This window comes from Kocuria rosea (assembly GCF_023715525.1).
Lineage (GTDB): Bacteria > Actinomycetota > Actinomycetes > Actinomycetales > Micrococcaceae > Kocuria > Kocuria rosea_A.
Genome location: NZ_JAMBOG010000005.1, coordinates 50,193 through 72,961, shown reverse-complemented (window position 1 = coordinate 72,961; position 22,769 = coordinate 50,193). Strand labels below are relative to the sequence as shown.

General features: G+C 71.3%; 18 protein-coding genes. 3 read left to right on the top strand and 15 right to left on the bottom strand.

Annotated elements, in window-relative coordinates:
- Window positions 1-2: 2 nt before the first annotated feature.
- The 7 genes from gcl to M3185_RS04930 all read right to left on the bottom strand — a co-directional run bounded on the left by gcl (window position 3) and on the right by M3185_RS04930 (window position 9,166).
- A complete protein-coding gene (gcl, locus tag M3185_RS04960; protein ID WP_251332564.1) occupies window positions 3-1,778 on the bottom strand; it encodes a glyoxylate carboligase in 1,776 nt (591 codons plus the stop codon).
- A 65-nt stretch (window positions 1,779-1,843) separates the two neighbouring features.
- On the bottom strand, window positions 1,844-2,728 hold the full coding sequence (locus M3185_RS04955; RefSeq protein ID WP_251332563.1) for a 2-hydroxy-3-oxopropionate reductase: 885 nt from the start codon (window positions 2,726-2,728) through the stop codon (window positions 1,844-1,846).
- Between the two features lie 76 nt (window positions 2,729-2,804).
- On the bottom strand, window positions 2,805-3,611 hold the full coding sequence (locus M3185_RS04950; RefSeq protein WP_251332562.1) for a hydroxypyruvate isomerase family protein: 807 nt from the start codon (window positions 3,609-3,611) through the stop codon (window positions 2,805-2,807).
- A gap of 241 nt (window positions 3,612-3,852) precedes the next feature.
- Window positions 3,853-4,674, bottom strand: coding sequence for a bifunctional allantoicase/(S)-ureidoglycine aminohydrolase (locus M3185_RS04945; RefSeq protein WP_251332561.1), 822 nt, complete (start codon window positions 4,672-4,674; stop codon window positions 3,853-3,855).
- 1 nt (window position 4,675) lies between these two features.
- Window positions 4,676-6,028, bottom strand: a complete 1,353-nt coding sequence (locus M3185_RS04940) for a DUF6986 family protein (RefSeq protein ID WP_251332560.1) — start codon at window positions 6,026-6,028, stop codon at window positions 4,676-4,678.
- On the bottom strand, window positions 6,025-7,653 hold the full coding sequence (aceB, locus tag M3185_RS04935) for a malate synthase A (protein ID WP_251332559.1): 1,629 nt from the start codon (window positions 7,651-7,653) through the stop codon (window positions 6,025-6,027). The genes M3185_RS04940 and aceB overlap by 4 nt, the downstream gene beginning before the upstream one ends.
- Window positions 7,654-7,747: 94 nt before the next feature.
- Window positions 7,748-9,166 carry an NAD-dependent malic enzyme gene (locus M3185_RS04930; protein WP_251332558.1) on the bottom strand — a complete coding sequence of 473 codons (1,419 nt, stop codon included), beginning with the start codon at window positions 9,164-9,166 and terminating at the stop codon, window positions 7,748-7,750.
- Window positions 9,167-9,350: 184 nt separating this feature from the next.
- Between M3185_RS04930 and M3185_RS04925 the strand changes: the two genes are divergently transcribed.
- Entirely contained in the window at window positions 9,351-10,124 is a 774-nt protein-coding gene (locus M3185_RS04925; RefSeq protein ID WP_285859500.1) for an IclR family transcriptional regulator, read from the top strand.
- A gap of 73 nt (window positions 10,125-10,197) precedes the next feature.
- On the opposite strand, the gene aceE is transcribed toward M3185_RS04925, so the two are convergent.
- The 5 genes from aceE to uraD form a co-directional block, all read right to left on the bottom strand.
- On the bottom strand, window positions 10,198-12,918 hold the full coding sequence (gene aceE / locus M3185_RS04920) for a pyruvate dehydrogenase (acetyl-transferring), homodimeric type (protein ID WP_251332691.1): 2,721 nt from the start codon (window positions 12,916-12,918) through the stop codon (window positions 10,198-10,200).
- A gap of 130 nt (window positions 12,919-13,048) precedes the next feature.
- The gene (locus M3185_RS04915) at window positions 13,049-14,602 is read right to left on the bottom strand and encodes a nucleobase:cation symporter-2 family protein (RefSeq protein WP_374238467.1); all 1,554 of its coding nucleotides are present in this window, start codon (window positions 14,600-14,602) and stop codon (window positions 13,049-13,051) included.
- A gap of 99 nt (window positions 14,603-14,701) precedes the next feature.
- A complete protein-coding gene (gene pucL / locus M3185_RS04910) occupies window positions 14,702-15,607 on the bottom strand; it encodes a factor-independent urate hydroxylase (protein WP_251332555.1) in 906 nt (301 codons plus the stop codon).
- 74 nt (window positions 15,608-15,681) lie between these two features.
- The gene (gene uraH / locus M3185_RS04905) at window positions 15,682-16,008 is read right to left on the bottom strand and encodes a hydroxyisourate hydrolase (protein WP_251332554.1); all 327 of its coding nucleotides are present in this window, start codon (window positions 16,006-16,008) and stop codon (window positions 15,682-15,684) included.
- Window positions 16,005-16,502, bottom strand: a complete 498-nt coding sequence (gene uraD, locus M3185_RS04900; protein WP_251332553.1) for a 2-oxo-4-hydroxy-4-carboxy-5-ureidoimidazoline decarboxylase — start codon at window positions 16,500-16,502, stop codon at window positions 16,005-16,007. Before uraD ends, uraH begins: the two co-directional genes overlap by 4 nt.
- Before the next feature lie 199 nt (window positions 16,503-16,701).
- Between uraD and M3185_RS04895 the strand changes: the two genes are divergently transcribed.
- Together M3185_RS04895 and M3185_RS04890 are read left to right on the top strand one after the other, a co-directional pair.
- On the top strand, window positions 16,702-17,460 hold the full coding sequence (locus tag M3185_RS04895) for an SDR family oxidoreductase (protein ID WP_251332552.1): 759 nt from the start codon (window positions 16,702-16,704) through the stop codon (window positions 17,458-17,460).
- A 734-nt stretch (window positions 17,461-18,194) separates the two neighbouring features.
- The gene (locus M3185_RS04890; protein WP_251332551.1) at window positions 18,195-18,659 is read left to right on the top strand and encodes a peroxiredoxin; all 465 of its coding nucleotides are present in this window, start codon (window positions 18,195-18,197) and stop codon (window positions 18,657-18,659) included.
- Between the two features lie 394 nt (window positions 18,660-19,053).
- Here the strand turns inward: M3185_RS04890 and M3185_RS04885 are convergent, their stop codons facing one another.
- From M3185_RS04885 to M3185_RS04875, 3 genes are all read right to left on the bottom strand, one after another.
- Complete coding sequence (locus M3185_RS04885; RefSeq protein ID WP_251332550.1) at window positions 19,054-20,481, bottom strand: 2-hydroxycarboxylate transporter family protein; 1,428 nt, start codon at window positions 20,479-20,481, stop codon at window positions 19,054-19,056.
- Window positions 20,482-20,634: 153 nt separating this feature from the next.
- Window positions 20,635-21,522, bottom strand: coding sequence for a hydroxymethylglutaryl-CoA lyase (locus tag M3185_RS04880; protein WP_251332549.1), 888 nt, complete (start codon window positions 21,520-21,522; stop codon window positions 20,635-20,637).
- A gap of 1 nt (window position 21,523) precedes the next feature.
- Window positions 21,524-22,759, bottom strand: a complete 1,236-nt coding sequence (locus M3185_RS04875) for a CaiB/BaiF CoA transferase family protein (RefSeq protein WP_251332548.1) — start codon at window positions 22,757-22,759, stop codon at window positions 21,524-21,526.
- Window positions 22,760-22,769: the final 10 nt, after the last annotated feature.

The following is a 22,769-nucleotide window of genomic DNA, read 5'->3' as shown; positions in this document are numbered from 1 at the left end:
GGTCAGTCGAGCAGCGCGATCGCGGTCGGGGCGTCCTCCCCGCGCTCGGCCAGCTCCTCGAACTCCACCACACCGTCGATCTCGGTGCCCATGGAAATGTTGGTGACCTTCTCCAGGATGACCTCCACGACCACCGGCACCCGGTGCTCCGCGGCGAGGGCGCCGGCCTCGGCGAAGGCTGCCTGCAGCTTCTGCGGGTCCGTCACCCGCACGGCCTTGCAGCCCAGGCCCTCGGCGACCTTGAGGTGGTCGACGCCGTAGCCGTTGGTCTCGGGGGAGTTGATGTTCTCGAAGGCCAGGGAGACGTTCTGCTCCATGCTGAACCCGCGCTGGGACTGGCGGATCAGGCCCAGGTAGGAGTTGTTCACGACCACGTGGATGTAGGGGAGGTTGAACTGGGCGCCCACGGCCAGCTCCTCGACCATGAACTGGAAGTCGTAGTCCCCGGACAGCGCCACCACGGTCTGTCCCGGCTTGCCGCGGACCACGCCGAGGGCGGCGGGCCCGGTCCAGCCCAGGGGCCCGGCCTGGCCGGCGTTGATCCACTGGCGCGGCCCGTAGACGTGGAGGAACTGTCCGCCGGCGATCTGGGAGAGCCCGATCGTGGAGACGTAGGTGACGTCCTTGCCGAAGGCGGCGTTCATCTCCTCGTACACGCGCTGGGGCTTGATCGGCACGTCCGTGAAGTGGGTCTTGCGCTGCATCGTGCCCTTGCGGCGGGCGCAGTCCTGCACCCACGCGGAGCGGTCGGGCAGGCTCGCCTGCGCCCTGCGCTCCCGGGCGACCTCCAGCAGGACCTCCAGCGCGGCGCCGGCGTCGGAGACGATGCCCAGGTCCGGGGCGAAGACCCGCCCGATCTGGGTGGGCTCGATGTCGATGTGCACGAACTTCCGGCCTGCCGTGTAGGTGTCCAGCCCGCCGGTGTGGCGGTTGGCCCACCGGTTGCCGATGCCGAGCACGAAGTCGGACTGCAGCAGGGTCTCGTTGCCGTAGCGGTGGGAGGTCTGCAGCCCCACCATCCCGGCCATCAGCGGGTGGTCGTCCGGGATGGCGCCCCAGCCCATGAGGGTGGGGATCACCGGGACGTCGAGCAGCTCGGCGAACTCCACCAGCTTCTCGGAGGCGTCGGCGTTGATGACCCCGCCGCCGGCCACGATGAGCGGGCGCTGCGCGGCGGCCATCATGTCCAGGGCCTTCCGCGCCTGGGTCCGGGTGGCGGTGGGGCGGGTGACCGCCAGCGGCTCGTAGACGTCGATGTCGAACTCGATCTCGGCCAGCTGCACGTCCAGCGGCAGGTCCAGCAGGACGGGGCCCGGGCGCCCGGAGCGCATCTCGTAGAAGGCCTTCTGGAAGGCCCCGGGGACCTGGCCGGGTTCCAGCACGGTCATGGCCATCTTGGTGACGGGTGCGGCGATGGAGGAGATGTCCACGGCCTGGAAGTCCTCCTTGTGCAGCTTGGCCACCGGCGCCTGCCCGGTGATGCACAGGATCGGCACGGAGTCCGCCGAGGCGGCGTAGAGGCCGGTGATCATGTCGGTGCCGGCCGGCCCGGAGGTGCCGATGCAGACGCCGATGTTGCCGGGGGCGGCGCGGGTGTAGCCGTCGGCCATGTGCGAGGCGCCCTCGACGTGGCGGGCGAGGGTGTGGCGGATGCCGCCGTGGGCGCGCATCGCCGAGTAGAGGGGGTTGATGGCGGCGCCGGGCAGGCCGAAGGCCTCGGTGGCGCCCTCCTTCTCGAGGATGGCGACGACGGCGTCGACGGTGCGCATTCTGGCCATGGTGGACTCCTTGTGCTGAGAGCGTGGGGTGAGGGTGCCCTGGCGGGACGCCGGGCCCGGGAGGATCAGTGGCCGGAGCGGCCGGAGAGCTCTTCGGTGAGCTTGAACAGCCCCGAGTGGTCCAGGCCGCCGTCGCCGCGGTTGACGGTGGCGCCCACGAGCTGGGCGACCAGGGCGCCGAGCGGGATGGCCACGCCGGCCTCGCGGGCGGCGGAGGTGACGATGCCCATGTCCTTGTTGTGGAGCTGGAGGCGGAAGCCGGGGGCGAAGTCGCGCTCCAGCATCTTCGCGCCCTTCTGGTCCAGAACCTTGGAGCCGGCTAGGCCCCCGCCGAGGACCTTCAGCGCCGCGCCGGTGTCCACGCCGTAGGCCTCCAGGAAGACGATGGCCTCGGCCAGCAGCTGGATGTTGCCGGCCACGATGAGCTGGTTCGCGGCCTTGACGGTCTGCCCGGAGCCGGCGGGGCCCACGTGCACGATGGTCCTCCCGACGGCCTCCAGGACCGGCCGGGCCGCCTCGAAGTCCGCCGCTTCCCCGCCGACCATGATGGACAGCACGGCGTCGATGGCGCCCTGCTCCCCACCGGAGACCGGGGCGTCCAGCGGACGCAGACCCTTCTCGGTGGCCTCCCGGGACAGCCGTGCGGCGACGTCGGGGCGGATGGAGCTCGCGTCGACCCAGAGGGCGCCCTGCCGGGCGTGGGCGAAGACGCCGTCCTCGCCGGTGACGACTTCCTCGACGTCGGGGGAGTCCGGGACCATCGTGATCACGACGTCGGCCTCGGCCACGGCCTCGGCGACGCTGGACGCGCCCTTGCCGCCGGCCTCGACGAGCTGGTCGATCTTGTCCTGGGAGCGGTTGTAGCCGACGACGTCGTGGCCGGCCCTGAGCAGGTTCTTGGCCATGGGCAGGCCCATGATGCCGAGGCCGATGACGGTGATGCTGGTCATGGTGGAAGTCCTCACTGTGGGGGCCCGGACGGTGGGTGCGACGGGCCGGTGGTGTCAGGTGGCGGAGGGAAGAAGATCAGGCGCCGGTACGGGCCGTGGACCACGAGGAGGTCCACGCGAAGGGGTCCTCCTGGGAGGCCTTGTACTCGAGGCCGACGCGCCCGGAGTACCCGAGCTCACGGCTGCGGGCGATCCACCGCTGCAGGGGCAGCTCACCGGTGCCGGGCTCGTTGCGCCCGGGGGCGTCGGCGATCTGGATGTGGCCGAAATCGGCGGCGTGGTCCTCGATGACGGCGTCGACGTCGTCGCCGTTGACGGCCAGGTGGTAGAAGTCGGCCAGCAGCCGGACGTTGTCCGCGCCGGCGTCGCGGACCCGGCCGATGACGGCCAGGGCATCCCGGGCGGTCTTCAGCGGGTATGCGGGGGCTCCGGAGACGGGCTCCAGGAGCACGGTGCCGCCGATGCGGGCCACCGCACGGCCGGCCCGCGCCAGGTTCTGCACGCCCAGCTCGTCCTGCTCCTCGGCGGAGACGCCGGGCTGGCGGTTGCCGTAGAGGGCGTTGAAGGCCCTGCAGCCGGTGCGCTCGCCGATGGCGGCGACGACGTCGAGGTTGTCGGCGAAGTCCTGCGAACGGGCCGGCCACGACACGAGGCCCCGGTCGCCGCCCGGCATGTTCCCGGCGTTGAAGTTCAGCCCGGTCAGCTGCACGCCGGCGTCCTGGACGGCGGCGACGAAGGCGTCGACGTCCTTGTCGGCGGGCACGGAGTTGTCGAAGGGCCACCAGAACTCGACGGCGTCGAAACCGGCGGCCCGGGCCGCGGCAGGACGGTCGAGCAGCGGAAGGTGGGTGAGGAGGATGGAGCAGTTCACGGTGTAGGACACGTTGGCCTCCTGGTAGCCGGGGCGGAGGCCGGGGAGCCGGTCGCCGCCGAGAGCAAGGATTTCGTATTGCGGAATACAAGTTCTGTTCTACGAAAATGCTACGGGTCCATGTGACCTGCGTCAACAGCGGGGGCCCGGAGGAGGGGAACTAGCCGCCACCATGTGGAAACCCCGCCCCACGACCGGGGTGGCGCCGGTCGTGGGGCGGGGTGGAGGAAGGGCCGGCGGGGGCCGGCCGGGGTCAGGAGAGCTTCATGTGCCGGTGGACGTCCTTGTAGAGCAGGTACCGGAACTTCCCCGGTCCGCCCGCGTAGCAGGCCTGCGGGCAGAAGGCGCGCAACCACATGAAGTCGCCCGCCTCCACCTCGACCCAGTCCTGGTTGAGCCGGTAGACCGCCTTGCCCTCGAGCACGTAGAGCCCGTGCTCCATCACGTGCGTCTCGGCGAAGGGGATGACTCCGCCGGGCTCGAAGGTCACGATCGTCACGTGCATGTCGTAGCGGACGTCGTCGGGGTCCACGAACCGGGTGGTCGCCCACCGGCCGTCGGTGCCCGGCATGGGGGTCGGCGCCACGTCCTGCTCGTTGGTGACGAACGGCTCGGGGACCTCGAGGCCCTGCACGTACTCGTAGGCCTTGCGGATCCAGTGGAAGCGGGCGGGCTCCTCGCCGTGGTTGCGCACCGTCCACCGGCACTCCGGCGGGAGGAACGCGTAGCCGCCGGGGGTGAGCTCGTACTCCTCCTCCTCCACCGTCAGCAGCAGGGCGCCCTCCATGAGGAACAGGACCCCCTCGACGCCGGACTCCGTCTCGGGCCGGTCGCTGCCGCCGCCGGGGCCGACCTCCATGATGTACTGCGAGAACGTCTCGGCGAAGCCGGACAGCGGCCGGGCGAGTACCCACAGCCGGGTGTCCTCCCAGTGCGGCAGGCGGCTCGTCACGATGTCGCGCATGGTCCCGCGCGGGATCACCGCGTAGGCCTCGGTGAACATCGCCCGGTCCGTCAGCAGGTCCGTCTGCGGCGGGTGGCCGCCGTGCGGGGCGTGGTAGGTGGTCCGCGTCATGTCAGTTGCCTCCGGTGGTCGATGCGGCCGGGCTCGAGGGGGCGGGGGCCGCGGCCCTGGGGTGGGCGAGGGCGAACAGGTCCTGGCCGCCGATGCCCGCCGCGGCCTCCAGCTCGGCCTCGGTCACGGCGCCGCAGAGCACGCCGCGGTGGACGAACCGGGCCAGGGCGCGGGCCGTGGCGGGTTCGTCCAGGATCTCCGACCTGACGCCGTGGACGTAGTTGCGCAGCCGCAGCGCCGCGGCGGCGAAGCCCTGGCGGTAGAAGAAGTACGTGGCGAGGAAGCGGGTGGGCAGCTGCGCGGGGTGCAGGTCCCAGCCCTGGTAGAAGCCCCGCTCCAGGGAGCGGCGGACCAGACGGGCGTGCAGCGCCCACGCCGCGCGCCGCTGCTCCTCGTCCCCGGTCGGCAGGACGTTGGTGGACCCGTCCGACAGGCGCACCCCGGTCCCGGCCACGGCCACCTGCATGACGGCCTTGGCGTGGTCGGCCGCCGGGTGCTCCATGGACTGGTAGGCGGCGGCGACCTGCAGGGAGTCGGAGTAGTCGTAGGTCCCGTAGTGCAGGGCCTCGACCCGACCGCCCGTGCGGTGGAGCATGGCCGGGATGGGGCAGGTGCCGTCGGGGCCCAGGATCATCGGGGCAGTCTCCATCTGCACCTCGAAGCGCAGCCGGCCGGGGCCCAGGCCCAGACCCTCCTCGAGGCGCTCGCAGGCTTCGGCCATCACCTGCACCTGCTCGAGGGTGCTGACCTTGGGCAGGGTGAGCACGAGGCCGCGGGGCAGCCCGTCGGGGCTGTGCCCGGCCTCCTTCAGCCCGCCCTCGCGCACCAGGGTGGTGAGGAACAGGTCCAGGGTCCGCAGGCCGCGGGCGCGGGTGGGCGCCTCGAAGCACTTGAAGCGGATGCCCACGAACGGGGGCGCGGTGGCCTCGCGCACGGCCCGGGCGACGTCCCGGGCGGTCCGCAGGGCGTGCTCGTCCTCCACGTCGTCGCCCCGGTCGCCGAAGCCGTCCTCGAAGTCGATGCGCAGGTCCTCGATCGGCTCGGTGGCCAGCTTGCGCTCGACCGCCTCGGCCACCGGGCCCACGAGCGCCCCGTCGAGGCCCGCGGGGGCCACGGCGGCCGCCAGGCCCCGGATCCCCGGCCCGGCGACGGCCTCAAGCGCGCGCCGGCCCCACTGCCGGGGCAGGTCCGGGCGGAAGGCGTCGGCCGGGACGTAGACCGTGTGCACCGGCTGGCGGGTCCCGGGGTCTCCGGGGTAGGCCCGCGCCAGCATCGCGTCGGTGCCGCGCAACTTCTCGTCCGCGGACTGCTGGAAGGCCGTGCCCAGGACTCCGGCCGGGTGTCCGGCGCTCACTTCGTGGCCGCCCGGTCGCGTGCGGACCTCTCCAGCAGGTCGTAGGCGGGCAGGGTGAGGAAGTCGATGTAGTCCTCGCCGAGCACGAGGTCCGCGATCAGCCCGGCGGCCGGCTCGAAGAACCGCTCGAACGTCTCCGGGTCGATCTCCTCGCGCAGCGCCGCCTTCTGCTCCTCGAGCACCCCGGAGACCAGCTCCCGCGTGGCCGTGGCCCCCGTGTCGTCGTACCGGATGCCGTTTTTGATCTGCTGCCAGACCTGGGAGCGGGAGATCTCCGCGGTGGCGGCGTCCTCCATGAGGTTGTGGATCGCCACGGCCCCGTTGCCGGAGAGCCACACGGCGGTGTAGCGGATGGCCACGTAGAGGTTGGCCGCCAACTCCTTCTGCGTGCGCACGGTCCCGGCGCTGGGGACGTCGAGCAGCTGCGCGGCGCTGACCTGCACCTCCTCGCGCAGCCGGTCGACCTGGTTGGGCTTCTCGCCCAGGACCCCGTCGAAGACCTCGCGGCAGGTGGGGACGAGGTCGGGGTGGGCCACCCAGGAGCCGTCGAAGCCGTCGGTGGCCTCGCGGGTCTTGTCCGCCCGCACCTTCTCGAAGGCGGCCGCGGTGGTCTCGGGGTCGCGGCGGTTCGGGATGAACGCGGCCATGCCGCCCATCGCGAAGGCCCCGCGGCGGTGGCAGGTCCGCACGAGCAGCTCGGTGTAGGCGCGCATCAGCGGGGCGGTCATGGTGATCGTGGAGCGGTCGGCCAGCACGAACTGCTCGCCCGCGTCCCGGAAGTACTTGATGACGCTGAAGAGGTAGTCCCAGCGTCCCGCGTTGAGCCCGGAGGCGTGCTCGCGCAGCTCGTAGAGGATCTCCTCCATCTGGAACGCCGCGGGGATGGTCTCGATGAGCACGGTGGCGCGGACGGTGCCGTGGTCGATCCCGACGTACTCCTCGGCGAACGTGAAGACGTCGTTCCACAGCCGCGCCTCGAGGTGGGACTCCATCTTCGGCAGGTAGTAATACGGGCCGTGGCCGTTGGCGAGCAGCAGCTTCGCCGTGTGGAAGAAGTGCAGGCCAAAGTCCACCAGCGAGCCCGAGCCCGGCTGCCCGTCCACGGTGACGTTGTACTCGGGCAGGTGCCAGCCGCGGGGGCGGGCGACCACCACGGCCAGCGGGGCGTCCTCGCGCAGCGCGTAGCGCTTGCCCTCGGGCGAGGTGTACTCGAGCGTGCCGCGCGCGGCGTCGCGCAGGTTCAGCACGCCGTCGACCTGGTTGTACCAGGTCGGGCTCGAGGCGTCCTCGAGGTCGGCCAGCCACACCTTCGCCCCGGAGTTCAGGGCGTTGATCGCCATCTTGGCGGGCGAGGCCGGGCCGGTCATCTCCACGCGGCGGTCCTGCAGCGCCGGCGGCGCCGGGGCGACCCTCCACTCGCCCTCCCGGATCTCCTTCGTCTCCGGGAGGAAGTCCAGGGTGCCGGTGGCCGCCGCCTGCTCGCGGGCCGTCACCCGCAGGCCCAGCAGCTCCTCGCGGCGGGCGGCGAAGTTCTGGTGCAGCGCCTCCACGAAGGCGAGGGCCTCGTCGGTGAGGACCTCGCCGGCGCGGTCGAGGCCGGCGGGGGTGGTGAACTCGATGGTCATGATGGGTCTCCGTTCGGTGCAGTGTTCTGGGGGTGTCGTCGCCCGGTCCGGGGCCGGCCGGCGACGCTCGGGGTGCGGCGGAGCCGGGGCCGTGCTACTTCTGGGCGGACGCCGGGAAGAGCTCGTGCGCGCCCTGCTGGGCCACCCGCTGCACGGCCTCCGCCACCGCCGGGGCCACGTGCGGGTCGAAGACGCTGGGCACGATGTAGCTCGCGTTGAGCTCGTCCTCGTGCACGCAGTCGGCGATGGCCCGGGCCGCGGCGACGAGCATCCCGGTGGTGATGTCGGCGGCCCCGGCGTCGAGCAGGCCGCGGAACAGGCCCGGGAAGGCGAGCACGTTGTTGATCTGGTTCGGGAAGTCGGAGCGTCCGGTCGCGACCACGGCGGCGTGCTCGGCCGCGATCCCCGGCTCGATCTCGGGGTCGGGATTGGCCATGGCGAAGACTACGGCGCGGTCGTTCATGGCGGCCACGTCCGCCGCGCCGAGCAGGTCCGGGGCGGAGACGCCGATGAAGACGTCCGCTCCGATCATGGCTTCCTTGAGGCTGCCCGAGAACCCGGCCTCGTTGGTGTTCTCGGCGATCCACTGCCGGTGGGCGTCCTGGTAGGACTCCCCCCGGTGGATCGCGCCGTTGCGGGAGCAGGCCACGATGTCCCCGGCTCCCTGGGCCTTGAGCAGCTGGATGATGGCGTGCCCGGCGGCGCCGACGCCCGAGACCACGATCCGCACGTCCTCGATGGTCTTGCCCACCACGCGCAGGGCGTTGAAGAGGGCGGCCAGGGCCACGATCGCGGTGCCGTGCTGGTCGTCGTGGAAGACGGGGATGTCGAGCTCCTCGCGCAGGCGGGCCTCGATCTCGAAGCACCGCGGGGCGGCGATGTCTTCCAGGTTGATCCCGCCGTAGACCGGGGCCATGGCCTTGACGATGCGCACGATCTCGTCGGTGTCCTTCGTGTCCAGGCACACGGGCCAGGCGTCCACGCCGCCGAAGGCCTTGAAGAGGGCTGCCTTGCCCTCCATCACCGGCAGGGCCGCGGCGGGGCCGATGTCGCCCAGGCCGAGCACGGCGGTGCCGTCGGTGACCACGGCCACGGTGTTGCGCTTGACAGTCAGCCGCCGGGCGTCCTCGGGGTTCTCATGGATGGCCATGCACACGCGGGCCACCCCCGGGGTGTAGGCGCGGGAGAGGTCGTCGCGGTTGCGCAGGGACACGCGCGGGGTGACCTCGATCTTGCCGCCGAGGTGGATCAGGAAGGTGCGGTCGCTGATCTTGCGCACCTGCACGCCCTCGAGCGCCTCGAGGGCGTCGCGCACCTCGTCCCGGTGGGAGGCGTCCGAGACGTTGCAGCTCACGTCGACCACGACGTGGTCCGGGTGCGACTCGACGATGTCGAGGGCGGTCACCGCCGCACCGGCGCGCGCGGCTGCGGCAGCGAGCTCGCTGGTGACGGTGAGGCCCGCCGGTGCCTCCACGCGCAGGATCATCGAATAGCCGGGGCTGGGCGTTGCCATGGTTCCTCCAGGGACCTGTGGATCGACAATTTCAGTCGTATCGTGGAATGAAACTTTCGTATTATGGATATTATGGGAGCCAGCAGGGGTTGGCAAGGGTTCGCGGTGACACCCGTCACGCACCTCGTGGCCGGCTCCTCGCCCGCCGCACGAGGCGGCCGGGCCGGGACGACGGGAGATGGCTATGACCACGACGAGTGCACGTGCTGCGTCGGGCGGTGTGCAATCGGTGGAGCGGGTGTTCGAGCTCCTCGAGGTGATCACCGCGGCCGGTGGCGAGATGTCGCTCAGCGAGCTCGCCGCGGCCGTGAGGCTGCCGCTGCCGACCATCCACCGGCTCCTGCGCACCCTGGTGCCTCCGGGCTACGTCCGCCAGCTCCCGAACCGCAACTACGCGCTCGGGCCGCGCCTGATCCTGCTGGGGGAGGCCGCGGGCCGGCAGTTCGGCTCCTCGGCCCGAGCCCGGCTCGACGAGCTCGTCGAGGAGCTCGGGGAGTCGGCGAACATGGCCGTGCTCGACGGCCAGCAGGTCGTCTACATCGCCCAGGCCCAGTCGAGCCGGTCCATGAGGATGTTCACCGAGGTCGGGCGCCGTGCGGACACCCACGACACCGGGGTGGGCAAGGCGATCCTGGCGACGCTGCCGGAGAAGCGGGTGCGCGCGATCGTCGCCGCCACCGGCATGCCCACCCCCACGGAGAAGAGCCTCGGCACCCTCGAGGAGCTGTTCGCCGACCTCGCGCGGATCCGGGAGCGCGGCTACGCGGTCGACGACGAGGAGCAGGAGCTCGGGGTGCGCTGCTACGCGATGGCGGTGCCCGGGGCCCCCACGCCCACGGCGATCTCCGTCTCCGGGCCGGTCTCCCGCGTGGACGAGGACTTCGGCCGCCGGGCGGTGCCTGTCCTGCGCCGGGCGGCGGAGGCGATCGCCGCGGAGCTGATGCCCGCCCCGGTCTGAGGGACCCATGGGCCTGCGACGGCGTCCGCCCGCCCCGGGGCGGGCGGACGCCGTCGTGGACCCGGCAGCGAGCTCAGGCCTCTCCGCCGGCGTTTCCGGTGGTGCCGGCGGTGACGTCATCGAGGCGGTAGCGCTCGAAGGCCCGGACCGGGGCGTCGGCGTCCACCGCCCCGCGGTCGGCCAGCATCTCCAAGGCCCGCACCACGATGGAGTGCACGTCGATCGTGAACCAGCGCCGTGCCGCGGCTCGGGTGTCGGAGAAGCCGAACCCGTCGGCGCCCAGGGTGGCGAAGTCGTTCGGCAGGTACTGGCGGATCCGGTCCGGCAGGTCGGAGACGAAGTCGGTGGAGGCGATCACCGGCCCCTCGGCGCCGGCGAGCTGCTGGGTGACGAAGGGAACGCGGCGCGGTGCTCCCGGGTTGCGGAATGCCTCCCGCTCGGCGGCCAGGCCGTCGCGGCGCAGCTCGTTCCAGGAGGTCACCGACCACACGTCCGCGGACACGCCCCACTCCTCGGCCAGGACCTGCTGGGCCCGCAGGGCCCACGGCACGGAGACTCCCGAGCCGAGCAGCTGCACCTGGGGACCCGGCACCTGGGAGCGGCTGATCCGGTGGATCCCGCGCACGACGCCCTCGACGTCGACGTCCTCCGGCTCGGCGGGCTGGTGGTACGGCTCGTTGTAGACCGTGAGGTAGTACATGACGTCCGGGTCCGGTGAGTCCGGCCCGTACATCTGCTCCAGCCCGTGACGGACGATGTGGGCGATCTCGTAGCCGAACGCCGGGTCGTAGCTGCGCACCGCGGGGTTCGTGCCCGCCAGCACGGGGGAGTGGCCGTCGGCGTGCTGGAGGCCCTCGCCGGTGAGCGTGGTCCGCCCCGCGGTGGCACCGATGACGAATCCGCGCGTCATCTGGTCGGCCGCCGCCCAGAAGGAGTCACCGGTGCGCTGGAAGCCGAACATCGAGTAGAAGATGTAGACGGGGATCATCGGCTCGCCGTGCGTGGCGTAGGAGGTCCCGGCCGCGGTGAACGCCGCGGTGGCGCCGGCCTCGTTGATGCCCGGGTGGAGCAGGACGCCCTGCGGGGACTCCTTGTAGGCGAGCATCAGCTCGCGGTCCACCGACAGGTAGTTCTGCCCGTGGGGGTTGTAGATCTTCGCGGTGGGGAAGAACGAGTCCATGCCGAAGGTCCGCGCCTCGTCCGGGATGATCGGCACGATGCGGTGGCCGAAGTCCTTCTCCCGCATGAGGTCCCGGAGGATCCGCACGAAGGCCATCGTGGTGGCGGCCATCTGCTTGCCCGAGCCCTTCCGGCCGGACCGGTAGGCGGCGGCCGCGGGCAGCGGCACGGGAGCGCTGCTGCTGCGGCGCTGCGGCACGAACCCGCCGAGCTCCTGGCGCCGCTCCAGCAGGTACCGGATCTCGGGGGCGTCGGGCCCCGGGTGGTAGTACGGGGCGCCGTAGAGGTCGTTGTCGATCTGCTCGTCCGTGACCGGGATGCGCAGGTGGTCGCGGAAGGCCCTGAGGTCCTCCAGGGTGAGCTTCTTCATCTGGTGGGTCGCGTTGCGCGCCTCGAAGGAGGCGCCCAGGCCGTAGCCCTTCACCGTCATCGCGAGCACCGCCGTGGGCTTGCCCCGGAACTCGGTGGCGGCCCGGTAGGCGGCGTAGACCTTGCGGTAGTCGTGGCCGCCGCGCTTGAGGGACCAGATCTCGTCGTCCGTCATGTCCGCGACGAGCTCCTTGGTGGCGGCGGATCGGCCGAAGAAGTGGTCGCGCACGAACGCGCCGGACTCGGCCTTGAAGGTCTGGTAGTCGCCGTCGACGGTCTCGTTCATGATGCGCACGAGCTCCCCGTCCGTGTCGGCGGCCAGCAGGGGGTCCCACTCCCTGCCCCACAGGACCTTGACGACGTTCCAGCCGGCGCCGCGGAAGAACGCCTCGAGCTCCTGGGCGATCTTGCCGTTGCCGCGCACCGGCCCGTCGAGGCGCTGCAGGTTGCAGTTGACCACGAAGGTGAGGTTGTCCAGCTTCTCGTTGGCGGCCAGCTGGAGCAGGCCGCGCGACTCGGGCTCGTCCATCTCGCCGTCGCCCAGGAACGCCCACACGCGCTGGTCGGAGGTGTCCTTGATCCCGCGGTGGTGCAGGTAGCGGTTGAACTGGGCCTGGTAGATGGCGTTCATCGGGCCGATGCCCATCGACACCGTCGGGAACTGCCAGAAGTCCGGCATCGACCGGGGGTGCGGATAGGACGGGATGCCGCTGGCGCCCTTGGACTTCTCCTGCCGGAACCCGTCCAGCTGCTCCTCGGTCAGGCGGCCCTCCAGGAACGCCCGGGCGTACATGCCGGGGGAGGCGTGACCCTGGAAGAACACCTGGTCGCCGCCGCCGGGGTGGTCGGGGCCGCGGAAGAAGTGGTTGAAGCCGACCTCGTAGAGCGTCGCGGCTCCCGCGTAGGTGGAGATGTGCCCGCCCACGCCGATCTCGGGACGCTGCGCGCGGTGGACCATCACGGCCGCGTTCCAACGCAGGAACGCGCGGTAGCGCCGCTCGATCTCCTCGTCGCCGGGGAAGTCGGGCTCCTGGTCGGCGGGGATCGTGTTCACGTAGTCGGTCGTCACCGCCGGCGCGTCCGCGCCCCTGGCCCGGGGCCGTGGGGCAGAGGAGTGCAGAAGGTACTGCGTCCGTTCCCTCACCTGCCTCTCGACCAGGTCCTCGAACGAGCCCGGCCACGCTGCGGTCTGCTCCGGTGTGCTGTTCGGGAGATCGGGGGTCGGCCGGTCGGGGGTCTCGACCATGCGCTCAGAATTCACGTCAACTCGCTCTCGGTCGTCAGAGGTGGAGAAGGGACATGTCCGGCCGGTCTCCTGCGGCGCCGGGGACCCCGGCGCCGCAGGAGACCGGCGGTGGCCCGGTGCTGCCGGTGCGTCAGTGCGCGGAGGCGCCGCTGGAGCCGTCCTGGGACCGGCAGATCCGGGTGTCGATGATCTCCCCGGCGGCGGTGATGACGGGCACCTCGTTGCCGTCGCAGTCCACGAGCTTGCCGTCCCTGACGGTGTCGCCCTCCTGCAGGTGGTCCTGGAGGTGCTCCAGGCTCTCGTAGCGCACCGCACGGACCGGGGCGTTGGCGAAGACCGAGCCGGTGCCCCGCGGGGGATTGCCGGCGCGGAACTCGTTGAACAGCAGGTTCAGCAGGACCGCCATCACGGCGGCCGAGCTGATGCCCGAGTGGAAGATGGTCTCGAACCAGCCGGGGAAGCGGTCGTAGATCTCGGGCAGGGCGATCGGCAGCATGCCGAAGCCGATGGAGGTGGCCACGATGATCAGGTTGGCGCCGTTCTTGTAGTCCACCTTCGCCAGGGTCCGGATGCCGGAGGCGGCCACGCTGCCGAAGAGCACGATGCCCGCACCGCCCAGCACGGGCGGGGGCACGGCGGCGACGACGCGGCCCAGGACGGGCAGCAGGCCCAGGATCACCAGGATGGCGCCGCCGGCGGTGACCACGAACCGGCTCTTGACGCCGGTGATGGCCACGAGCCCGACGTTCTGGGCGAAGGCGCTCTGGGTGAAGCCGTTGAACAGGGGCGCGACGGCGGAGGACGCCATGTCGGCGCGCAGCCCGTCGGCGATCCGGCGCTTGTCCACCTTCGTGTCCACGATCTCGCCCACGGCAATGATGTCCGCGGTCGTCTCCGTGAGGATGACGAGAACCACGATGAACATGGAGAGGACCCCCGCGACCTCGAAGACGGGCGGGCCGAAGGCCAGCGGCTGCGGGAAGGCGAAGATCGCCCCGTCGGCCACCTTGCTGAAGTCGGCCTTGCCCAGGACCGCCGCCAGCACCGTGCCGAGCACCAGGCCCAGGAGGATGGACAGCCGGGAGATGGCCGCGCTGCCCACCTTGGAGAGCAGCAGGATGATCAGCAGGGTGGCCCCGGCCAGGCCGAGGTTGCCGACCGAGCCGTACTCCGGGGACTGGGCGTTGCCGCCCATGGCCCACCGGGCGGCCACGGGGAAAAGCGTGAGCCCGATCGAGGTGATCACCACGCCGGTGACGACCGGCGGGAAGAAGCGCACGATGCTGGCGAAGAACGGCGTGATCAGGAAGCCGAGCACGGCCGAGGCGATCACGGCGCCGAACACCGCCTGGATCCCGCCGCCGCCCTGGGCGATGGCGGTCATGGTGGCCACGGACGCGAAGGAGGTGCCTTGCACGAGGGGCAGCTGCGAGCCGAAGAACCTGATCCCGTAGGACTGCAGGATCGTGGCGAGACCGCCCACGAACAGGCACGCCGCGATGAGCAGCCCCTGTTCCTGCGGGCTCACCCCCGCGACGCCGCCGATGATCAGAGGCGGGGCGATGATGCCGCCGTACATGGTGAGCACGTGCTGCAGGCCGTAGCCGAAGCTTCTGCCGATGCCGAGGTTCTCGTCCTCGGGGCGAGGTGCTGCCGTCCGCTCGGCGGTGTGGGACCTGGTCATGGTGTCCATCCTGTGGAAGTGGGAAGGAGAGCAGGAAAGGTGGGAGGAGCGGTGGGCCCGCCGCCGGTGACGGCGGGCCCACCCGGTGGTGCGTGGAGGTCAGCAGAAGCCGGCGATGCCCATCCAGGCGGCGTCGTTGCCCGGGGCGTCCTTGCGCTGGATCGTCGCCTCGATGAGGCCGTAGGGGCGGTCCGCCGCGTAGTGCGTCTCCTTGTTGTTGGGCAGGTCGCAGAAGCCCAGGTCGTAGACGAAGTGGTGCTTGTTGGGGCAGGAGAACTTGATCTCGTCGATCTCGGGGTGGGCCTCGATCACGGCCTTGCCCATGAGGTAGAGGGTCTCCTGCAGCGCCCGCGAGTAGTGGTCGGTGAACTTGGCGAGGATGATCCTCTTGACGTCCTCGTAGACCGCGTCGAAGTCCACGTCCGTGGTGTTGTAGCGCCACCGGGTGGCCACGTCGGTGGACATGATGCGGTCCTCCGTCTCCGGCAGGGTGGTGTACTTGTCCTTCGGGTAGCCGGCGAACCCGGACTCGGTGGTCTTCAGGACGGTGAGGTCCTTGAACCCGGAGATCACGGTCTGGGCGTCCCCGTCGGTGACCACCACGGCGGTGCGGACCTCGTCCTTCTTCTGCACGAAGCAGTGGTCGTGGTCGTCGATGCGCCTCCAGGCGTACTCCTGGGCCGCCCAGCGGCCCCCGGTGATCCACTCGAACTCGCCGGTGAAGTGGTCCGAGAGCTTCAGGAGGAAGGCCTCGGGCGAGGCGATCCCGTACTGCTGGGCGAAGGCGAAGACGGTGTTCTTCTGGGTGTCGGTGGGCACGCAGTGGGCGTTGTCGCCCTGGGTGTGCACGGCCTCCAGGTCCCCGCGCAGCTGCGAGGTCACCACGAGGTCGCGGATCTCGTGCCTGTCGGTGTCGCGGTTGATCCGCACCACGTGGTTCTCGGCCTTGCCGTACTGGTTGGCTCCCAGGACGACGGTGTCGGTGGCGGCAATGACGTCGGTCATGTCGAACGCTCCTTGCGGAAGGTGGTTTCTACTGGTGGGGCGGCCGAAGACGGGCGGGCCCGTCAACTCCTGGGTCAGCTGCCCCGGTAGGTGGAAAAGGCGAACGGGCTCAGCAGCAGGGGCACGTGGTAGTGCTTCTCCTGCGCCTGCACCGTGAAGGTCACCGTCACGTACGGGTAGAACGTCGGCTGGTTGTGGCCGGCGAAGTACTCGCCCGTGCGGAAGGTGATCCGGTAGTCGCCGGATTCCAGGGTCTCGGGGCCCAGCTCGGGCACGCGGCCGTCGTCGTCGGTGACGGCGGTCGCCAGAGGCTCGCCCCCGGCGGTCTCGAGGACCACGGTGACCCCGCGGGCGGGGGCGCCGGCGACGGAGTCGAGGACGTGGGCGGTGACGTAGCTCATGGGGTGACGAGTCCTTCCAGCCGGAGGAGGGCGATCTCGCGCAGCTGCTCAGCGACCACGGCGCGCTCCGTCGCGGGGTCGTTGGCCAGGCGGGCAGTGAGCTGCTCGAGGATCTCCTCGGGCGTGCGGCCGGCGGCGCGGATGAGGAAGACGCGGCCGAACCTCTCCTCGTAGGCCCGGTTTCCTTCCCTCAGGCGCTCCTGCACGTTCCGGTCCGTGGGGTCCACGGCGGCCTGCTCCGCCCGCGACAGCGCCGCCTCGGCGCCGTTGCCCGCCGGCCGCTCCCCGATGCGCGGGTGGTGGGACAGGGCCCGCTCGATCTCCTCGTCGGTGAAGGGCAGTGCGGCCGTGCGGGCTGCTCCCAGCAGGGCGTCCCGGTGCCAGTAGGGCCGGGCGTCGACGACCGCCTCGAGCCAGCGGGGGATGTCCAGGGCCGGCCGGACGGCCTCGGCCGCGTGGGTCCTGCTCAGGGCGTTGAACTCGGTGAGATGCATGGGCTGTGTTCCGCATCCTCTCTAGAAATTTCATAATGTGGAATGAATATTCCGTTGGGTACAGTGAAGGGGATCACAAGGTGGAAGTCAACGGGTCGGCCCAACATTTCCGCCACGGACCGCAGGGCCCCTCCCCGTCGAGTGCATGGAGGGGGAGGCCCTGGTGCAGGCCGGAGCCCGGCCAGGAAGTGAGGACCGCATGGGCAGCACGGGACGGAACAAGGTGGCCGTGGTGACAGGGGCCGGATCGGGGATCGGGCGGGCGGTCGCCCGCAGCTTCCTCGCCGAGGGCTGGACCGTCGTGCTCGGCGGGCGCCGGCGCGAGGCCCTCGAGGAGACCGCCGCCGGGGCGGCCGGGGCGCACGTCGTGCCCGTGGACGTCGCCGATCCGGCCAGCGTGGCCTCGGCGTTCCGGGACGTCGAGCGGCTCACCGGGCGGATCGACGTGCTGTTCAACAACGCGGGGACCTTCGGGCCGCGGGGCGAGGCGGACGAGATCGACGTCGAGGACTGGCAGCGCACCCTGCAGGTCAACCTGACCGGCACCTTCCTGTGCTCGGCGGAGGCCTTCCGGATCATGAAGGCGCAGGAGCCCCGGGGCGGGCGCATCATCAACAACGGCTCGATCTCCGCGCACGCGCCGCGGCCGCTGTCCGCGGCGTACACCGCGAGCAAGCACGCGGTCACCGGCCTGACGAAGTCCCTCGACCTGGACGGGCGGGCCTACGGCATCAGCTGCGGGCAGATCGACATCGGCAACGCGGCCACCGAGCTGCTCGCCGGCCTGGGCACCGGCGACGGCGCCCTGCAGGCCGACGGCTCGCTCCGGCCCGAGCCGAGCTTCCCCGTCGAGGAGGTCGGCCGGGCGGTGCTGCTGATGGCGCAGCTGCCCGCCTCGGCCACGGTCAACTCGCTCGTGCTCACCGCCGCTGGGATGCCGTTCCTCGGCCGGGGGTGAAGGGCCGGCCCTCGGCCGGGAGCGACAACGACGTTCCCGGCGCCGCCCGGATCCAGGACTCCCCACAGGGGCGACGATGGGGGAGCGCCTGCTCTGCCACCGCCGAGAACCCGGGGCCTCGTCGACGGGAGCGCCGCCGGCCGTCCCCGACCCCGTCGGCGACGGCCGGCGCAACCACGCCCGCCCCCCGGCCGGTCCGTCCCGGACGTGCCGACAGGGGTCGCGGTCACTCGGTGCGCGGGCGCCGCGTGCCGGTCCTCGTCGCCGCACGGGAGGCCCGTCCCCACGGGGCCGAAGCCGTTCGCCGTTCCGCGCAAGCCCCGCACCGAGGGCGCCGATCGACCACGTCCTTCGCCTCCCGGTCCCTCCTGGGCCGTACCCCTGATTCCGCGGGCCACTCTTGACCCATGGCGCAGGATCTAGTAAATTTCGTATCGTGAAAAAGTAATTTCATAATACGAACCCAGGGGGAACCCGTGAGCCATACCTCGCCGTCGGCCGCACCCGCGTCCTTCTTCGACTACACCACCATCGACTGCGACCCCGACCTCAGCCGCCCGCCCCACCGGCGCCAACGCACCGCACCGCTCTGGGTGCTGGCGGTCTCGTCGGCCTGCGTCGGCGCGGTGGTAGGACGCGTTTCCGCTCGACGTCACCCGTAACGAGGCCACCAGCGAGCCCGGAGCAGAACAGCACGCCGGCTCGCGGCGACGATCCATCACCCAGGAGAGCTCATGACCCCGCAGATCCCCACCGGTGCCACCGCGCCAGACCTCACGCTCACCGACCACGAGGGAAAGCATGTGCGGCTCGCCGACCTGCCCGGCAAGGTGATCGTCTACTTCTACCCGAAGGCCTTCACTCCCGGGTGCACCTCCGAGGCCTGCGACTTCCGGGACAACCTCGCGTCGCTCCAGCACCTGGGATACACCGTGCTCGGTGTCTCGGCGGACGACCCCGAGACCCTGAGCCGTTTCGTGGAGGAGTACCGCCTCCCCTACCGCCTGCTCTCCGACCCCGGCTCCGAGGCCGCTCGGGCGTGGGGCGCCTGGGGTGAGAAGACCGTGAACGGGACACCCCGGATCGGTCCGCTGCGCTCCACCTTCGTCGTCGACGACAGCGGCTCCGTCGTCTCCGCCGAGTACGACGTCCAGGCCGAAGGCCACGTCAAGGCCCTCAGGCAGCGGCTGAAGGCCTGAGCGGAACCGGTCCGGCAGTCGCTGACGAGCGACCCCAGTGGCCGCGGTCGGCCCCGAGCTCCCTCGGCACCCAGCGCCTCGTTCCCCTCCCGGGCACTCCGCGGAGGTGCCCGGCGCCGCCGAGGATCGCCTCGCAACCGCGCAGGCACCCGTCCGACCGTCTCAGCGGCGCGGATGCCGCCGGCCCGTCGGCACGACGTGCCCGGCCGGGCTGGGCCTCAGCGTGCTGCCCCGGAGCGCGCTCGCCGGGCCGCCCGCCGACCTCACCACGGGCCCGCCGAGCGACCCCCGCGTCCACCACCGCACCGTCGCCCCCACCCCTGCCCACCCCACCCGGGCGCGGCCGGTCCGCCGCCCCGGGACGGGACGGCGGACCGGTGGGACGGGCGCCGGCTCAGCCGGCCAGGAGTGGGACGAGCAGGGAGGTGACGAACAGGACCAGGGCTCCGCCCAGGCGGTTGGTCAGGGCGGCGAAGGGCATGAGGTGCATGCGGTTGGCCGCGCTGAGCACGGAGACGTCGCCGGAGCCGCCGGTGTCGGCCATGACCAGACCCGGGGTGATGGCCGCCTCCACGAAGTGGAACTTCACCAGCCAGCCCAGCAGCCCGGAGGTGAGGGTGGCGATCACCACGGTGGCGATGGTGAGGACGATGAACATCGGGTCGCTCACCGAGGCCAGGACCTCCTGGATGTCGATGTAGGTCATGCTCACCCCCACCAGCAGGGCCGGGACCAGGATGGAGGCGATCATGTCGCCCCACTCCGAGGAGCCGTCCTCGAGGTCCTTGGGCAGCAGGCCGAAGATCTTCACGGCGGCGGCGAAGAGGATGGTCCAGGCGTAGGGGTGCAGGACCGGCAGGTAGACCGCGACCAGGTTGCCGGCCACGAACAGGACCGCGGCGATGAGCAGGCCCTTGCCCAGGGAGAGGAAGGAGGAGAGCTCCTTCTTCGGCGGGGCGGCCATCTCCCCGGCCTTGCCCTGGATGCGCAGCAGCTGGCCGTGGCCGTTGAACCCGACGAAGAGCTGCTTCTTGCGCTTGCCCAGCCCGTTGTAGATCCCGGCGATGAGGATGCACACGATGTTGGCCATCACCACCGCCGACATCAGGTCGCCCATGAAGGCATCGGCCTGCCCGCCGGTGCGGGCGGCGTACATCTCCGACATGGGCACCGCGCCCAGGCCCAGGCCACCGGCCATGATGGGGGCGGCGATGAAGAGGATGCCCTCGACGAAGCCGAAACCGGTGACCGCCCCCAGGGCCCCGATGAGGACGAAGGTGGCGATCAGGCACCCGACGAGCGGCACCGCGAAGCGGGGCCCGGCCTTGAGCAGCAGCGCCCTGGGCATGCCCAGGATGGAGCCGGCGATCAGGGCCATGACGAAGAAGTCCAGGAACCCGTAGGTGTCGACAAAGTTCTGCACCACGGTCACGGCGTTATCCGGCATGAGTCCGGCGAAGATCAGGATGGCCGGGACGAAGGTGCACAGGATGGTCGGCAGCCCGAAGTCGCGGATGACGGGGAAGAGGTTGCCAATCCAGATGAGCAGCCCGCCCAGCAGGATGGTCACGGCGAAGCCCGAGAGCATGGACTCGGGCAGGTTGCCGGTGAGCGCGGCGATGAGCACCACGGCGGCGAAGACGACGTAGAGCGGGGCGGGCGTGCTGGCGATCCGGAAGCCCTGGCGGCCGGGATAGTGCGTTCCGCGGCGCGGTCCGGCGGTCGGGGCGACCGCACGGTGCATCCCGGTGCCCGGGTCCGCAGGCTGCTGATCCGGTGCCTGGCCGGCGGGCTCGGTGGTCTGGGCGGTGGGTGGTGTCATGGACATCGGTGTCCCCCGGTTCGTGTGGGCACGGCGGCCCTGCGGGCTGCGCGCGGACGGCTAATGGTGATCGGAAGAAGAACAAGCAGGAAAAAGGGTGGAGCGATCGTCCACCGAGCCCACGGCCTGACGGCCCGGCAACTCGGTGGACTGTCAGGCCGGGCGTGCGGCGGGATTCAGGGAACCGAGGGCGGGGGAGCAGGCGACGACATCGCGGGCCAGTCGCACGGCCTCGGCCAGGCGGGCCTCGTCGATGCCGGTGTCGTAGCCGGCCCCGTGCAGATGGGCCACGAGCTGCTCGGTGGCGATGTTGCCGTGGGCCCCGGGAGCGAAGGGGCACCCCCCGTAGCCGCCGAGGGCGCTGTCGAAGCGGGTGATCCCGAGCTGCTCGACGGCGGCGCTGACGGTGGTCAGGGCCTGGCCGTGGGCGTTGTGCAGGTGCAGAGAGTAGGTCAGGCCCGGTTCGGCGTCCTGGACGTACGCCACGGCGTTCACGACCTGGTCGGTGGGGGTGGTGCCGAGGGTGTCGGCCAGGCCGATGTCGGTGACGCCCATGGCCTGGAAGGCCCGCACCACCCGCAGCAGGTGGGCGGGGTCGATCTCGCCCTCGAAGGGGCAGGTGAAGGCGGTGGAGATCCCGGCGAAGAAGTGAGTCTGCGGGTACCGGGCCACCTCCGCGGCGAGGCTCTCCAGGGCGTCCTCGATGCCCTGCCCGGCGTTGGCGCTGCTGTGAGCCTGGCTGGCGGAGGCGACCACCGCGACGTCGGTGGCCCCGGCCGCGACGGCACGGCCGACGCCGCGGCCGTTGAGGGCCAGCGACGTGTACGTCACCTGCTCGGAAGGGGGCAGGCCGGCCAGGACCTCGGCGGCGTCGCCCATCTGCGGGACCTTCTGCGGGTTAACGAAGGAGGCCACCTCCAGGCGGGGGAGACCAGCGGCCACCAGGGCCTCGGCGACGGCGAGCTTGCCCGCAGTGGGGACGACGACGTCCTCGTCCTGGAGGCCGTCGCGCAGGAACACGTCGGTGAGCTGGATCCGCACCTCAGCGCACCGCCTGCGGGGTGAGGTCGGCGATCTGCTCCGGGCTCAGCCCGGCCAGATCGTGCAGGACCTCCGCGGTGTGCTGGCCCAGCTCGGGTCCCACCCACTGCACCCGCCCCTGGTGGCCTGGGATTTTCGGAACCACCCCGGGGAAGCGGATCAGCTCGGGCTCGTCCTCGACGACGACCTCGTGGGCCTGGATCATGTCCCGGGCCAGATAGTGCTCGTCGGTGGCGATGGACGGGGCGTCGTAGACCGGGCCTGCGGGCACTCCGGCGGCATCGAGCAGCTCGAGCACCTCCTTCAACGGCATGCTGGAAGTCCAGTCGGCGATGGCGCCGTTGAGCTCGGCCTCCCGGGCGGCGCGGGCCTCGGTGGTCAGCAGGGACTCGTCGGCCGCCAGGTCCGCCCGGCCGACGGCGGCCATCAGGCGGCGGAAGACGGAGTTGGAGTTCCCGCCGATGACGACCTCCAGCCCGTCCCCGGTGGGGTAGGAGCCGGTGGGCACGACCCCGGGCAGGGCCCCTCCGGTGCGCTGCCGGACCATGCCGTAGGCGTCGTAGTCGGGCACCAGGGACTCCAGCAGGCTGAACACGCCCTCGTAGAGGGCGACGTCGACGACCTGGGAACTCCCGGAACGGCCGCTGCGGGCCTTCTGCAGCATGAGCATCAGGGCGCCGATCACCCCGTAGAGCCCGGCGACGGTGTCGCCGAGGGAGGCTGCGGCCCGGCCGGCCGGGCGGTCGGGCTCGCCGGTGATGTAGCGCAGGCCGGCGAAGGACTCCGCCGAGCTGCCGAATCCGGCCCGGTTCTTGTAGGGGCCGGTCTGGCCGTAGCCGGAGATCCGGACCATGATCAGCTCCGGGTTGAGCTCGGTGAGGACGTCGGGGCCCAGGCCCCACTTCTCCAGGGTGCCGGGGCGGAAGTTCTCGATCACGACGTCGCACTGGGCGGCGATCTTCTTCACGGCCTCCCGGCCCGTGTCCGAGCGCAGGTCCAGGGTCACGGACTTCTTGTTCCGGGCCACGGTGCGGAACAGCATCGAGGTGGCCCCTCGGGTCTTGCGCCAGTCGCGCAGCTCGTCCCCACCCTCGGGCTTTTCGATCTTGATGACCTCAGCGCCGAAGTCGCCGAAGAGGCGAGCGGCGAAGGGGGCGGCGACGAAGCTTCCCAGCTCCAGCACGCGGATGCCCTCCAGCGGGAGCGTCTCGCCCTCGATGTGCAGATTCTCGGTCATGGTGCCTGCT